This window comes from Streptomyces sp. SudanB25_2051 (assembly GCF_964272635.1).
Classification (GTDB): Bacteria; Actinomycetota; Actinomycetes; order Streptomycetales; family Streptomycetaceae; genus Streptomyces.
In genome coordinates this window covers 2,003,972-2,019,572 of the sequence record NZ_OZ186787.1, presented here as the reverse complement: position 1 = coordinate 2,019,572, position 15,601 = coordinate 2,003,972, and the positions used below count along the sequence as shown (strand labels likewise).

The following is a 15,601-nucleotide window of genomic DNA, read 5'->3' as shown; positions in this document are numbered from 1 at the left end:
CGAGGGCCACGGGGTGCGCACCGTCACGGAACATTCCCGTTTCAGTACGCGGCTGTGACACCCCTAAACTGGGCCCGTGACCGAGAACACTCAGCATCAGCCAGCATCCGTCCCCGAACTGCCGACCCAGTACGCGCCGGCCGAGGTAGAGGGGAAGCTGTACGAGAGCTGGGTAGAGCGCGGTTACTTCAAGGCCGACGCCACGAGCGACAAGCCCCCGTACACCATCGTCATCCCGCCGCCGAACGTCACCGGCAGCCTCCACCTGGGCCACGCCTTCCAGCACACCCTCATGGACGCCCTCACGCGCCGCAAGCGCATGCAGGGCTACGAGGCGCTGTGGCTGCCCGGCATGGACCACGCCGGCATCGCCACCCAGAACAAGGTCGAGCAGCAGCTCGCCGAGGAGGGCAAGTCCCGCCACGACCTCGGCCGCGACGAGTTCGTCCGCCGCGTCTGGCAGTGGAAGGAGGAGTACGGCGGCAGGATCCTCGGCCAGATGCGCCGGCTCGGCGACGGCGTCGACTGGGACCGCGAGCGCTTCACCATGGACGAGGGCCTCTCCCGCGCCGTCCAGACCATCTTCAAGCGCCTCTACGACGACGAGCTGATCTACCGAGCCGAGCGCATCATCAACTGGTGCCCCCGCTGCCTCACGGCCATCTCCGACATCGAGGTGGAGTACCAGGAGGACGACGGCGAGCTCGTCTCCATCCGCTACGGCGAGGGCGAGGACAGCCTCGTCGTCGCCACCACCCGCGCCGAGACGATGCTCGGCGACACCGCCGTCGCCGTCCACCCCGACGACGAGCGCTACAAGCACCTCGTCGGCAAGCGCATCAAGCTGCCGCTGACGGACCGTACGATCCCCGTCGTCGCGGACACCCACGTCGACCCCGAGTTCGGCACCGGCGCCGTCAAGGTGACGCCCGCCCACGACCCGAACGACTTCGCCATCGGCCAGCGCCACGGCCTGGAGTCGCTCACCGTCATGGACGAGCGCGGCATCATCACCGTCCACGGCCCCTTCCAGGGCCTGGACCGCTTCGAGGCGCGCTCCAGCGTCGTCGGCGCGCTGCGCGAGCAGGGCCGCATCGTCGCGGAGAAGCGCCCGTACGTCCACTCCGTCGGCCACTGCTCCCGGTGCAGCACCACCATCGAGCCCCGGCTGTCCCTCCAGTGGTGGGTCAAGGTCGGGCCGCTCGCCAAGGCCGCCGGCGACGCCGTGCGCGACGGCCGCGTCGCGATCCACCCCGAGGACATGTCGAAGCGCTACTTCGACTGGGTGGACAACATGCACGACTGGTGCATCTCGCGCCAGCTGTGGTGGGGCCACCGCATCCCCGTCTGGTACGGCCCGGACGGCGAGGTCGTCTGCGTCGGACCGGACGAGGAGCCGCCCACCGGCGAGGGCTGGACGCAGGACACCGACGTCCTCGACACGTGGTTCTCCTCCGGCCTGTGGCCGTTCTCCACGCTCGGCTGGCCCGACCGGACCCCGGACCTCGCGAAGTTCTACCCGACCGACGTCCTGCTGACCGGCCACGACATCATCTTCTTCTGGGTCGCCCGGATGATGATGTTCGGCCTGTACGCCATGGACGGCGAGGTCCCGTTCAAGACGATCGCCCTCACCGGCCTCGTCCGCGACGAGCGCGGCAAGAAGATGTCGAAGTCGTTCGGCAACGTCGTCGACCCGCTGGACTGGATGGACGCGTACGGCTCCGACGCCGTCCGCTTCACCCTCGCCAAGGGCGCCAACCCCGGTACGGACGTGCCGATCGGCGAGGACTGGGTCCAGGCGTCCCGGAACTTCACCAACAAGATCTGGAACGCCACGCGCTTCGCGCTGATGAACGGCGCGACCGTGGAGGGCCCCCTCCCGGACGCCGACCGGATGTCCGCCACGGACCGCTGGATCCTCTCCCGCCTCAACAAGACCGTCGCCCAGGTCGACGCGTACTACGAGGACTTCCAGTTCGCCAAGCTCAGCGAGGCGCTCTACCACTTCGCGTGGGACGAGGTCTTCGACTGGTACGTCGAGCTGTCCAAGACGACGTTCTTCGCGGGCGGCGAGCAGGCGAAGGTCTCCGCGCGCGTCCTCGGCGAGGTCCTCGACGTGATGCTGCGCCTGCTGCACCCCGTCGTCCCGTTCGTCACGGACACCCTGTGGACCACCCTCACCGGCGGCGAGTCCCTCGTCGTCGCCGAGTGGCCGGCCGACAGCGGCTTCCGCGACGACGCGGCCGAGCGGGAGATCGAGCTCGTCCAGGGCGTCGTCACCGAGGTCCGCCGGTTCCGCAAGGACCAGGGCCTCAAGGACGGCCAGAAGGTCCCCGCCCGCCTGGAGCTCGACGGCACCCCGCTCGTCGCGCACGAGGCGGCCATCCGCCAGCTGCTGCGCCTCCAGCCGGAGGGCGAGGGCTTCCACGCCACGGCGTCCCTCCCGGTCGCCGGCGCCACGGTCTCGCTCGACCTGTCGGGCACGATCGACGTCGAGGCGGAGCGCAAGCGCCTGACGAAGGACCTGGGCGCGGCCGAGAAGGAGAAGGCGCAGGCCGAGGGCAAGCTCGGGAACGAGGCGTTCCTCGCCAAGGCGCCCGACCAGGTCGTGGAGAAGATCCGCACCCGGCTCGCCAAGGCGGAAGCGGACATCGCCCGCATCCAGGCCCAGCTGGCGAGCCTCCCGCAGGCCTGACCGGCCACGGGCGCGGCGACCGCGGGGCGGGTCGCCCCGCACAGCCGGGCAGACACACGGGCAGGGGCCCCGGAACCGACCGACCGGTTCCGGGGCCCCTGCCCGTGTGTACGGAACGGTCCCGCGCCCCCGGCCCGCGGCCGCACCCGGTCGCCCCGCCGCCGTCCCTCGCCCGGCCCGCGGCCGCACCCGGTGGTCCCGTCGCCGTACGGCCGCGCGCCGTCCCGCCGCCGCGCGCGGGGCGGCGACCGGCGGTGCCGGCGGCCCTCCGTAGACTGGACGCGTGAGTGAGCAGCCCCCGTCCAGCGACCACCCGGACAGCGACGACTTCGCCGACTTCGACGGCATCGTCGGCGCTGAGACAGACCGAGACCCCGACCTGGCGGTGATCGAGGCCGGCAGCCGCACCCTGCGCGCCCAGGCCGGCCCGCCGCAGGGCGACCCCGTGCCGACGCGGCCCGCCGACCCGGAGGTCGACAAGGCGCTCCGCGAGGTCGAGCAGGAGCTCTCCACCCGCTGGGGCGAGACCAAGCTCGAGCCGTCCGTCCAGCGGATCGCCGCCCTCATGGACGTCCTGGGCGAGCCCCAGCGGTCGTACCCCTCCATCCACATCACGGGCACCAACGGCAAGACGTCGACCGCCCGCATGATCGAGTCGCTGCTCGGCGCGTTCGAGCTGCGCACCGGCCGCTACACCTCGCCGCACGTCCAGATGATCACCGAGCGGATCAGCCTGGACGGCGCGCCCATCGACGCGGAGCGGTTCGTCGAGACGTACCGCGACATCAAGCCGTACGTCGAGATGGTCGACAGCGGCCAGGAATTCCGGCTGTCCTTCTTCGAGGTCCTCACCGGCATGGCGTACGCCGCGTTCGCCGACGCCCCGGTCGACGTGGCCGTGGTCGAGGTCGGCATGGGCGGCACCTGGGACGCGACGAACGTCATCGACGGCTCGGTCGCCGTCGTCACCCCGATCTCCCTCGACCACACCGACCGGCTCGGCACCACGCCCGCCGAGATCGCCGGCGAGAAGGCCGGGGTCATCAAGCAGGGCGCCACCGTCATCCTCGCCCAGCAGCCGGTCGACGCGGCGCAGGTGCTGCTGAAGAAGGCCGTCGAGGCGGACGCCACCGTCGCCCGCGAGGGCATGGAGTTCGGCGTCGTCTCCCGCGAGGTCGCCGTCGGCGGCCAGCTCCTCACCCTGCGCGGCCTCGGCGGCGAGTACGAGGGCGTCTTCCTCCCCCTGTACGGGGCGCATCAGGCGCACAACGCCGCCGTGGCGCTCGCCGCCGTCGAGGCGTTCTTCGGGATCGGCGCCCAGCACGCCCGCCCCCTGGACATCGACACGGTCCGCCGCGCCTTCGCGTCCACCGCGTCGCCGGGCCGCCTGGAGGTCGTACGCCGCAGCCCCACCGTCGTCCTGGACGCCGCGCACAACCCGGCCGGCGCGCAGGCCGCCGCCGAGGGCATCCGCGAGGCGTTCGGCTTCTCCCGGCTGATCGGCGTGGTCGGCGCGAGCGGCGACAAGGACGTGCGGGGCCTGCTGGAGGCGTTCGAGCCGATCTTCGCGGAGATCGTCGTCACGGCGAACTCCACGCCCCGCTCCATGGACCCCGACGCGCTCGCGGCCATCGCCGTGGAGGTCTTCGGCGAGGAGCGGGTGGTGGTCGAGCCCCGTCTGGACGACGCCCTGGAGGCGGCCATCACGCTCGCCGAGGAAGAGGGCGAGTTCGCCGGCGCGGGCGTGCTGGTGACCGGTTCGGTGATCACGGTCGGGGAAGCCCGGCTGCTCCTGCGGAAGGGCTGACACCCATGCGTACGCTCTGCGCCTCGACGCTGATCGGCGAGTTCTTCGTGATCGGTTTCGCGGGGCTGGTCGCGATGAAGGACGACAGCCTCGCCATGGGCACGGTGTGGACCGTGTGCGGTATCGCGATGGCGCTGTCCGTGCTCCTGTGCGGCATGATCACCCGTCCGGGCGGCCTCCAGCTCGGCTGGGCCCTGCAGATCGCGCTCATCCTGAGCGGCTTCGTCGTGCCGATCATGTTCTTCCTCGGCGCGCTGTTCGCGGGCCTGTGGTGGGCGTCCATCCACTTCGGCCGCAAGATCGACGAGGCGAAGGCGAAGTGGGCGGCGCAGCAGGAGACCGAGGCCCCCGCCCAGTAGGCCCGGCTCCGGCCCGGTGGCGCCGGGCCGCAGCCCCGGCCCCGGCCCGGTGGCGCCGGGCCGGGGCCGTACGACGGTGGGAGGCGGGTGCCGCGGCGCCCGTCACACCGGGTAACCTCTGGCGGAACCGCACACCCCGGCCTTCAAGGAGCCGTACACCATGACCCAGCGCACCCTCGTCCTCCTCAAGCCGGACGCCGTCCGCCGCGGCTTGATCGGCGAGATCATCGGCCGCATCGAGCGCAAGGCCGGCTGGACCATCAGCGCGCTGGAGCTGCGCTCGCTCGACCGGGCGATCCTGGAGCAGCACTACGCCGAGCACATCGGCCGCCCCTTCTACGAGCCGCTCGTGGAGTTCATGTCCTCCGGCCCCGTCGTCGCGATGGTCGTCGAGGGCGAGCGGGTCATCGAGGGCGTGCGGCAGCTCGCCGGCCCGACGGACCCGATCGCCGCGGCGCCCGGCTCCATCCGGGGGGACTTCGGCACCATCGTCCGGGAGAACCTGATCCACGCCTCGGACTCCGAGGAGTCCGCCATCCGGGAGATGAAGATTTTCTTCCCCGGCCTTTCCTGACCTTCTGTCAGCCATACGCGCCGACGCCCTGGGGCGACCGAGTGGAATTTCGGTCGCCCCGCGGCATATGACGAGGCGGACCGGGAACGCATCGCACCGACACCTCGTCACCTATATAGAGGCGGACCACCGCGCCGTGTTCGCGGAAGCGGCACTACGATGGAATCCTCCGCTCCACACGATCCAGCGCGCCGTCCTGAGAAGCCGTCAACGCTCTATGGGAAGGCCCGACGCTCCTCATGGGAAACAAGGGGAACTCAATGTCGTTCATCGGCCGTGACATGGCTGTCGACCTCGGGACCGCCAACACGCTGGTGTACGTCAGGGGTCGCGGCATCGTCCTCAACGAACCGTCGGTCGTCGCCATCAACACCAATACCGGTGGCATCCTGGCGGTCGGCGCAGAGGCGAAGAAGATGATCGGCCGGACCCCCGGCAACATCGTCGCGGTGCGGCCGCTGAAGGACGGGGTGATCGCGGACTTCGAGATCACCGAGCGGATGCTCCGCTACTTCATCCTGAAAATCCACAAGCGCCGCTATCTCGCCCGCCCGCGCGTCGTCGTCTGCGTGCCCTCCGGCATCACCGGCGTCGAGCGCCGCGCGGTCATCGAGGCGTCCACCCAGGCCGGCGCCCGGCAGGTGCACATCATCGAGGAGCCCATGGCGGCCGCCATCGGTTCCGGCCTGCCGGTCCACGAGGCCACGGGCAACATGGTCGTCGACATCGGCGGCGGCACGACCGAGGTCGCCGTCATCTCCCTCGGCGGGATCGTCACCGCGCAGTCCATCCGGACCGCCGGCGACGAGCTGGACAACGCGATCATCCAGCACGTCAAGAAGGAGTACAGCCTCCTCCTCGGCGAGCGCACCGCCGAGCAGATCAAGATCACCATCGGTTCGGCGCACGACTTCGGCGAGGAGGAGCACACCGAGATCCGCGGCCGCGACCTCGTCTCCGGCCTGCCGAAGACCGTCGTCATCTCCGCCTCGGAGGTCCGCAAGGCCATCGAGGAGCCGGTCAACGCCATCGTGGACGCGGTGAAGACGACGCTCGACAAGTGCCCGCCGGAGCTGTCCGGCGACATCATGGACCGCGGCATCGTCCTCACCGGCGGCGGCGCCCTGCTGCGCGGCCTCGACGAGCGGCTGCGCCAGGAGACCGGCATGCCCATCCACATCGCGGAGGACCCGCTGGACTCGGTGGCGCTCGGCTCGGGCAAGTGCGTCGAGGAGTTCGAGGCGCTGCAGCAGGTCCTGGACGCCCAGCCCCGCAGGTAGCGCGTACACGGTCAGCCGTACGGGTGCTGTCGGGCCCGTACGGCTGATCGTTGGTATAACGGCACAAACATTCCTACGAGGAAGGCACGGCCGCCCCACGTGAGGGACACGAAAGAGAGCCGGCTGCTTCTGGCGCTTCTGGTCGCCGTCGCGTTCGCGCTGATCACGGTGGACATCCGCGGCGGTGAGGATTCACCGGTCGACGGAGCACGGCGGGCCGCCGCCACCGTCTTCGGCCCGGTCGAGAACAGCGTCGCGTCCGCTGTGGACCCGATCGGCAACGCCATCGGGGCCGTACGGGACTCCGGCGAGCGCCACAGCCGCATCGCGCAGCTGGAGAGGGAGAACGCCGAGCTGAAGGCGAAGCTCGGCAGCGACGACCGCAACCGCAACCGCCTCAGGGAGCTCGACAAGCTGCTCCGCACGGCCGGCGCGGGGCAGTACGGGATCAAGGCCGCCGAGGTCATCGCCATAGGGGCCGCGCAGGGCTTCTCCTGGACGGTCACCATCGACGCGGGCGCCCAGGACGGCATCCGCCGCGACATGACCGTCATCAACGGCGACGGGCTCGTCGGCCGGGTCACCACCGTCGGCCCCTCGACCGCCACCGTCCTCCTCGCCAACGACCCGGACTTCACGGTCGGCACGCGGATAGAGCGCACCAACGAACTGGGCTTCGCCACCGGCCAGGGCGCCCGCCCGCTGTCCGTGCAGCTCCTCAACGGCAAGGCGAAGGTGAAGCCCGGCGACCGGCTCGTCACCTTCGGCTCCCAGGCGGACCGCCCGTTCGTGCCGGGCGTCCCCGTCGGCGAGGTCATCCGCGTCGACCCGTCCAGCGGCGAGCTGACCCGCAGGCTGTTCGTCCGCCCGTACGCCGGGTTCAGCCGCCTCGACATCGTCGGCGTCGTCGTCCAGGCGCCCCGCACGGACCCGCGCGACACGGTCCTGCCCGCCAAGCCGAAGCCCGCCCCCACGGTCACCGTCACGGTCACCCCGTCCCCGGACGGCGAGCAGCCCCCGGGCGAGCAGCCGCAGGGCGAGCGGGACGAGCGGATGAACGCCCAGCCCGTGCCCGGCGTCACGCCCCGTCCCGACGAGGAGTAGTCCCATGCGCTTCAACCGGTTCCTCCTCTCCGGCACCCTGATCGTCGTCGCGCTCGTGGTCCAGGTGTCCGTGCTCGCCCGCCTCCACCTGCCCGGCGCCGTGCCCGACCTGGTGCTGCTGACCGTCGTCGGCCTGTCGATGGTGTACGGGCACGTCAGCGGCGCCCTCATCGGCTTCACCGCCGGGCTGCTGGCCGACCTCGCGCCGCCCGCCGACCACGCCGCCGGACGGTACGCGCTGGTGCTGTGCGTCATCGGCTACGTCGCGGGCCTCACCCGGCCCGAGACCGGCCAGCCCCGCTCCGCGACCGGCCCGATGGTGATGGTCGTCGCCGCCGCGATCGGCTCCACGCTGCTGTACGCGGGCGTGGGCGCCCTCGTCGGCGACACCGGCGCCCGCCATGTCGGCCTCGCCTCGCTGATCCTCACCGCCGTCGTCTACGACCTGCTGCTCGCGCCGTTCACGGTGCCGTGGATCATGGCGCTCGCGCGGCGCGCCGACGGCGACCCGATCGCCGAGTCCGCCGCGGCCACCGGCACGGTCACCGCGGGCCTGACCGCCGGCGGCACCGGGCTGCGCCTGGGCGACCGGCGCGGCGGCGGGCTGCGCGGCGGGCTGCGCGCCCGCGCGGCCCGCGGCAGAGCCGCCCGCGCCGCCCGCATCAAGGGGGTCAAGCGCCTGTGACGCCGGCCCGGACGCGACCCGAGCGGCACGCGACGACACGCCCGACAGCAGCGGCACGAGCCAACGACGACGTCCAGGGGAGGGAGTCGTGAGCAACATCCCGGAGACGGGCCGGACCCCACGGGTCCAGATCCGCCTCATCGTCATCCAGGTCCTCGTCTTCTCGCTTCTCCTCACCCTCCTCGGCCGGCTCTGGTACCTCCAGATCCGCAACGGCGAGGAGTACACGAACGAGGCGCGGAACAACCACGTCCAGCAGGTCGTCCAGCCCGCCGTGCGCGGCACCATCCTCGACGCCCGCGGGGTGCCGCTCGCCGACAACGAGACCCGCCTGGTCGTCTCGGCCTCCAGGACCGAGCTGATGCGGATGAAGGACCGCGGCAAGGGCGTGCTCACCCGCCTCGCCGGCGTCCTCGGGATGACGCCCAAGGAGGTCATGGACAAGGTCCGCCTCTGCGACTCCAAGACCCCGCAGCCCTGCTGGAACGGTTCGCCCTACCAGCCGATCCCCGTCACCGACGAGGCCACCACCCAGCAGGCCCTCCAGATCCGCGAGCGCGCCGAGGACTTCCCCGGCATCACCGCCGAGCCCACTGCCGTACGCCGCTACCCGGCCCCCGGCAAGGCCCGCACCGCGCAGGTCCTCGGCTATCTGTCGCCCGTCACCGACGAGGAGATCGAGAAGGCCAAGGACACCGACTCGCCGTTCCTCCGCTCCGACCAGGTCGGCCGCTCCGGCATCGAGCGCACCTACGACAAGTACCTGCGCGGCAAGGCCGGTGTCACCCGCTACGAGGTGGACAACCTCGGGCGCGTCCTCGGCGAGGCGGAGAACGACCCGGCCATCCCCGGCTCCACCCTCGTCACCTCCATCGACGCCCGCGTCCAGGCCGTCGCCGAGTACGAGCTGGCGCAGGCGATGAAGGCGGTCCGCCAGGAGACCGACAAGGTCACCGGGGAGAAGTACAAGGCCGACGCGGGAGCCGTCGTCGTCATGGAGTCCAAGACGGGCCGCGTCGTCGCGATGGCCTCCCAGCCCGACTACGACCCCAACGCCTGGGTCGGCGGCATCTCCGGCAAGGAGTACGCCCGGCTCACCAGCAAGAACTCCAACTACCCGCTGCTGAACCGGGCCATCCAGGGCCAGTCGCCCGCCGGCTCGGTCTTCAAGGTGGTCTCCGCGAGCGCCGCCGTCCGCGCCGGCTACCCCTTCAACGACCGGTACAACTGCTCCGCGTCGTACAGCCTCGGCGGCCGCAGCTTCGCCAACTTCGAGTCGAAGGGGCACGGCCCCATCACCCTCGGCGACGCCCTCAAGTACTCCTGCAACACCGTCTTCTACGCGCTGGGCCACAAGGAGTGGCAGCGCGACGGCGGGCTCAAGCCGAACAAGGACGCCCACGACTGGTTCTACCGCACCGCCCACGACTTCGGCTTCGGCTCCGAGACCGGCATCGACCTGCCCAACGAGGTCACCGGCCGTATCCCCGACCGCCAGTGGAAGCAGCGGTTCTGGGAGGCCAACAAGGACTCCTGGTGCAAGCAGGGCAAGAAGGGCGGCAGCTACGTCGAGCAGATCGCGTACGAGAACTGCCTGGAGGGCAACCAGCTGAAGGCGTTCGACAGCATCAACTTCGCCATCGGCCAGGGCGACGTCCTCATCACGCCCGTCCAGCTCGCCACCGCCTACGCCGCCATCAGCAACGGCGGCACCCTCTACCGGCCCACCATCGGCAAGGCCCTGATCAGCCCCGACGGCAAGAAGGTCCAGCAGATCACGCCCAAGCCGAGCGGCCGGCTCCCCGTCGACGCCCAGACCCTCAAGGACCTCGACAAGGGCCTGCGCTCCGTCGTCGAACCGGGCGGCACCGCGGCCTGGCGGTTCGGCGGCTGGCCGCAGGACAAGATCCCGATGCGCGCCAAGACCGGCACCGCCCAGGTGTACGGCAAGCAGACCACCTCGTGGTTCGCCACGTACACCGACGACTACACGATCGTCATGACGATCTCCCAGGGCGGCACCGGCTCCGGCGCCTCCGGCCCCGCCGTCCGCAACATCTACGACGCCATCTACGGCCTCGACGACGCGGGCAACCAGGACCTCAAGCGGGCCCTGCTGCCCAAGCCGCAGAAGGACCTGCCGAAGATCCAGCCGGACGGCTCCATCGAGGCGCCGCCGATCAAGCCGTACGACCCGAACTCGCAGAAGCCCAAGGACGGCACGGGACAGGGCGACGGACAGCAGGGCCTCGCCGGCCCGCCCCCGGTCTGGAGGGACTGAGAGACCACCATGCCCGGAAACAACGACTTCTCCGTCCCCCGCTACGGGCCCGAGCCGGGCGGGCTGTGGGCCAGGCTCACCGCCCGCGACTCGCTGGTGCGCCGCCTCGACTGGCCGCTGCTGTTCTCGGCGCTGGCCCTGTCCCTCGTCGGCGCGCTCCTGGTGTGGTCCGCCACCCGCAACCGCACCGAGCTGACCCAGGGCGACCCGTACTCGTTCCTCTTCAAGCACCTGCTGAACACCAGCATCGGCATCGTCCTGATGGTCGGCGTGATCTGGCTGGGCCACCGCACCCTGCGCGGCGCGGTGCCCTTCCTGTACGTGCTGTCCGTCGTGCTGGTGCTGCTGGTCCTCACACCGCTGGGCGCCACCATCAACGGCGCCCACGCGTGGATCGTCCTCGGCGGGGGCTTCTCCCTCCAGCCATCCGAGTTCGTGAAGGTCACGATCATCCTCGGCATGGCGATGCTGCTCGCCGCCCGCGTGGACGCCGGGGACCAGCTCCACCCCGACCACCGGACCGTCGCCAAGTCCCTGGTCCTCGCCGTCATCCCGATGGCGATCGTCATGCTGATGCCGGACCTCGGGTCCGTGATGGTGATGGTCGTGATCGTCCTCGGCGTGCTGCTCGCCTCCGGCGCGTCCAACCGCTGGGTCTTCGGCCTGATCGGCGCGGGGATCGGCGGCGCCGTCCTGGTGGCCGCGCTCGGCGTGCTCGACGAGTACCAGATCAACCGCTTCGCCGCGTTCGCCAACCCCGAACTCGACCCGGCCGGCGTCGGCTACAACACCAACCAGGCCCGTATCGCCGTCGGCTCCGGCGGGCTGTACGGCGCGGGCCTCTTCAACGGCCACCAGACGACCGGCCAGTTCGTCCCCGAGCAGCAGACCGACTTCATCTTCACCGTCGCCGGCGAGGAGCTCGGCTTCCTCGGAGCGGGCACGATCATCGCGCTCCTCGGCGTCGTCATGTGGCGCGCCTGCCGCATCGCCCGCGAGACGACCGAGCTGTACGGCACGGTCGTCGCGGCCGGGATCATCGCGTGGTTCGCGTTCCAGTCGTTCGAGAACATCGGCATGACCCTCGGCATCATGCCCGTCGCGGGCCTGCCGCTGCCGTTCGTCTCGTACGGGGGCTCGTCCATGTTCGCCGTGTGGATCGCCGTCGGCCTGCTCCAGTCCATCCGCTCCCAGCGGCCGATAACGGCATAGGCCCGGACGACGGCTCGTCGTCCGGGCACCGCCCTGGACTACATTCGGTGCATGGCGGACACGAAACGCGAAATCGAGCGCAAGTACGAAGCCACCACCGACACGACGGTGCCGGACCTGGCCCGCGTCCCCGGCGTGGCCCGCGTCCTCGACGCGGGCACCGCGGACCTCGACGCCGTCTACTACGACACCCCCGGACTGCGCCTCGCCGCGCACTCCGTCACCCTGCGCCGCCGCACCGGCGGCGCGGACGCGGGCTGGCACCTCAAACTGCCCGTCAGCCCCGGCGTGCGCGACGAGATCGCCGCGCCCCTCGGCGACGACGTGCCCGACGACCTCGCCGCGCTGGTCCGCGCCCGCACCCGCGGCGACACGCTCGCCCCCGTCGTGCGGCTGCGCTCCTCCCGGGACGTACGGCACCTCGTCGACGACGACGGCACCCTCCTCGCCGAGCTGAGCACCGACACCGTCCACGCCCAACGCCTCACCGACGGCGGCGCCACCGCGACGTGGACCGAGATCGAGGTGGAGCTCGCCGACGGCGGCGACCCCGCCCTGCTGGACGCCGTCGACAAGCGGCTCCGCAAGGCGGGCATCCGCCCCGCCGCCTCCCCGTCGAAGCTCGCCCGCGCCCTGGCGGAGACCGGCACCCCGCCGCCCGCACCGCGGCCCGCCGAACCCGACGGGACGGCAGGCGACCACGTCCTCGCCTATCTGCGCGCCCAGACCGACAAGCTGCTCGCCCACGACGCGGGACTGCGCCGCGGCGAACCGGACGCCCTCCACGACCTGCGCGTCACCGCCCGCCGCCTGCGCAGCGCCCTGCGCGGCCAGCGGAAGGTCCTCGACCGCGCCGCCACCGACCGGGTCGCCCGCGAACTGCGCTGGCTCGGCCGCGAGCTCGGTGCCGACCGCGACCGGGAAGTCCTCGACGCCCGGCTGCGCGCCGCCCTCGACACCGTCCCGCGCACCCTGCAGCTCGGCCCCGTCCGCGGCCGCCTGAAGCGCTGGTCGACGGCCCACAGCGCCGGAGCGCGCGGCCACCTCCTGGAGGTCCTCGACAGCGACCGCTACCTCGCCCTCCTCGACCGCCTCGACGCGCTCCTCACCGACCCGCCGCTGCGCCCCGCCGCCGCGAAGTCCCCTAAGAAGGTGCTGGCCAAGGCGGTGCGGAAGGACCACGCCCGGGTGGCCGCCCGGATCGAGCGGGCCCTCTCCCTCGACCCGGGCCCCGACCGGGACGCCGCCCTGCACGAGGCGCGCAAGGCCGCCAAGCGCGCCCGGTACGGCGCCGAACTGGCCGCCCCCGCGCTCGGCAGGCCCGCGCGGCGCCTCGCCGGGGAGATGAAGGCCCTGCAGCGGCTGCTCGGCGACCACCAGGACAGCGTCGTCGCCCGCCGGGCCCTGCGCGAGCTGGCCGTCCAGGCGAACGGCGCCGGCGAGTCGTCCTTCACCTGGGGCCTGCTCTACGCCCGCGAGGAGGCCGAGGCGGCCGCACGCGAACGCGAGCTCCCGGACGTCTGGGCGAGGGCGCGGGGCCGGGGCCTTCCGGGCTGAGCCTTCTCCGTGCCGGGGGCGACCGGCGAGCGGTTACGCTTGAGAGTCGCCCCCGTCAGCTCACGAAGGTTCCCCGAAATGCCTGAGTCGGTCTTCCCACAGCTCGAAGCTCTGCTCCCGCATGTGCAGAAGCCGATCCAGTACGTCGGCGGCGAGCTCAACTCCACGGTCAAGCCGTGGGAGAGCTGCGACGTCCGCTGGGCCCTGATGTACCCCGACGCGTACGAGGTCGGCCTGCCCAACCAGGGCGTCATGATCCTGTACGAGGTACTCAACGAGCGCGAGGGCGTCCTCGCGGAGCGCACGTACAGCGTGTGGCCGGACCTCGAGAAGCTGATGCGCGAGCACGACGTGCCGCAGTTCACGGTGGACAGCCACCGCCCGGTCAAGGCGTTCGACGTCTTCGGCCTCAGCTTCTCCACGGAGCTCGGCTACACCAACATGCTCGCCGCGCTCGACCTCGCGGGCATCCCGCTGGAGGCGCGCGACCGCGACCTGGACGACCCGATCGTCCTGGCCGGCGGGCACGCCGCGTTCAACCCCGAGCCGATCGCGGACTTCATCGACGCGGCCGTCATCGGCGACGGCGAGCAGGCCGTCCTGGAGATCACCGACATCATCCGCGCCTGGAAGGCCGAGGGCCGGCCGGGCGGCCGCGAGGAAGTCCTCTTCCGCATGGCGAGGACCGGCGGCGTGTACGTCCCGCGCTTCTACGACGTGGAGTACCTCCCGGACGGCCGCATCGGCCGTGTCGTGCCCAACCGCTCCGGCGTGCCGTGGCGGGTCTCCAAGCACACCGTCATGGACCTCGACGAGTGGCCCTACCCGAAGCAGCCGCTCGTCCCGCTCGCGGAGACCGTCCACGAGCGGATGTCCGTCGAGATCTTCCGCGGCTGCACCCGCGGCTGCCGCTTCTGCCAGGCCGGCATGATCACGCGCCCCGTGCGGGAGCGAAGCATCACCGGCATCGGTGAGATGGTCGACAAGGGCCTCAAGGCGACCGGCTTCGAGGAGGTCGGCCTGCTCTCGCTGTCCTCCGCGGACCACTCCGAGATCGGTGACATCGCCAAGGGCCTCGCGGACCGCTACGAGGACGACAAGATCGGCCTGTCGCTGCCGTCGACCCGCGTGGACGCGTTCAACGTGGACCTGGCCAACGAGCTGACCCGCAACGGCCGCCGGTCCGGTCTCACCTTCGCCCCCGAGGGCGGCTCCGAGCGCATGCGCAAGGTCATCAACAAGATGGTCTCGGAGGAGGACCTGATCCGCACGGTCGCCACCGCGTACGGCAACGGCTGGCGCCAGGTGAAGCTGTACTTCATGTGCGGCCTGCCCACCGAGACCGACGACGACGTGCTGCAGATCGCGGACATGGCGGCGAACGTCATCGCCAAGGGCCGCGAGGTGTCCAAGTCCAACGACATCCGCTGCACGGTCTCCATCGGCGGGTTCGTGCCCAAGCCGCACACCCCGTTCCAGTGGGCGCCGCAGCTCTCCGCCGAGGAGACCGACGCCCGCCTGGAGAAGCTCCGCGACAAGATCCGCGGCGACAAGAAGTACGGCCGCTCCATCGGCTTCCGCTACCACGACGGCAAGCCCGGCATCGTCGAGGGCCTCCTGTCGCGCGGCGACCGCCGCGTCGGCGCCGTCATCCGCGCCGTGTACGAGGACGGCGGCCGCTTCGACGGCTGGCGCGAGTACTTCTCGTACGACCGCTGGATGGAGTGCGCCGCGAAGACGCTGCCGCAGTACGGCGTGGACGTCGACTGGTACACCACGCGCGAGCGCACCTACGAGGAGGTCCTGCCCTGGGACCACCTGGACTCCGGCCTCGACAAGGACTGGCTGTGGGAGGACTGGCAGGACGCCCTCGACGAGACCGAGGTCGAGGACTGCCGCTGGACCCCGTGCTTCGACTGCGGCGTCTGCCCGCAGATGGACACCCACATCCAGATCGGCCCGACCGGCAAGAAGCTGCTCCCGCTGACCGTCGTGAAGTAGCCGCCCCGCACGCCGCCTGACGTGGCGTAACGTCCTGGCAACG

Annotated in this window: 11 protein-coding genes; all 11 read left to right on the top strand. The window is 71.4% G+C overall.

Annotated features, from left to right (window positions below):
* The first annotated feature begins 76 nt into the window (after positions 1-76).
* Positions 77-2,698 (top strand): valine--tRNA ligase, encoded by a 2,622-nt coding sequence (locus ACSUPT_RS08915; RefSeq protein ID WP_361656564.1) that lies wholly within the window; start codon positions 77-79, stop codon positions 2,696-2,698.
* Positions 2,699-2,981: 283 nt separating this feature from the next.
* Positions 2,982-4,505, top strand: a complete 1,524-nt coding sequence (gene folC / locus ACSUPT_RS08910) for a bifunctional tetrahydrofolate synthase/dihydrofolate synthase (RefSeq protein WP_365729607.1) — start codon at positions 2,982-2,984, stop codon at positions 4,503-4,505.
* 5 nt (positions 4,506-4,510) lie between these two features.
* Complete coding sequence (locus ACSUPT_RS08905; protein ID WP_361656570.1) at positions 4,511-4,864, top strand: DUF4233 domain-containing protein; 354 nt, start codon at positions 4,511-4,513, stop codon at positions 4,862-4,864.
* A 160-nt stretch (positions 4,865-5,024) separates the two neighbouring features.
* The gene (ndk, locus tag ACSUPT_RS08900) at positions 5,025-5,438 is read left to right on the top strand and encodes a nucleoside-diphosphate kinase (protein ID WP_351967792.1); all 414 of its coding nucleotides are present in this window, start codon (positions 5,025-5,027) and stop codon (positions 5,436-5,438) included.
* 260 nt (positions 5,439-5,698) lie between these two features.
* Positions 5,699-6,718 carry a rod shape-determining protein gene (locus tag ACSUPT_RS08895; RefSeq protein WP_023588717.1) on the top strand — a complete coding sequence of 340 codons (1,020 nt, stop codon included), beginning with the start codon at positions 5,699-5,701 and terminating at the stop codon, positions 6,716-6,718.
* Between the two features lie 99 nt (positions 6,719-6,817).
* Entirely contained in the window at positions 6,818-7,822 is a 1,005-nt protein-coding gene (mreC, locus tag ACSUPT_RS08890) for a rod shape-determining protein MreC (RefSeq protein ID WP_436943989.1), read from the top strand.
* A 4-nt stretch (positions 7,823-7,826) separates the two neighbouring features.
* Complete coding sequence (gene mreD, locus ACSUPT_RS08885) at positions 7,827-8,507, top strand: rod shape-determining protein MreD (RefSeq protein ID WP_436943987.1); 681 nt, start codon at positions 7,827-7,829, stop codon at positions 8,505-8,507.
* 88 nt (positions 8,508-8,595) lie between these two features.
* Positions 8,596-10,788: a penicillin-binding protein 2 gene (gene mrdA / locus ACSUPT_RS08880; RefSeq protein ID WP_351967795.1), complete on the top strand. Its 2,193-nt coding sequence runs from the start codon at positions 8,596-8,598 to the stop codon at positions 10,786-10,788.
* 9 nt (positions 10,789-10,797) lie between these two features.
* A complete protein-coding gene (gene rodA / locus ACSUPT_RS08875) occupies positions 10,798-12,000 on the top strand; it encodes a rod shape-determining protein RodA (protein WP_365728298.1) in 1,203 nt (400 codons plus the stop codon).
* A gap of 51 nt (positions 12,001-12,051) precedes the next feature.
* Complete coding sequence (locus ACSUPT_RS08870) at positions 12,052-13,557, top strand: CYTH and CHAD domain-containing protein (protein ID WP_399219214.1); 1,506 nt, start codon at positions 12,052-12,054, stop codon at positions 13,555-13,557.
* 78 nt (positions 13,558-13,635) lie between these two features.
* Entirely contained in the window at positions 13,636-15,558 is a 1,923-nt protein-coding gene (locus ACSUPT_RS08865) for a TIGR03960 family B12-binding radical SAM protein (protein ID WP_351967798.1), read from the top strand.
* Positions 15,559-15,601 lie beyond the last annotated feature (43 nt).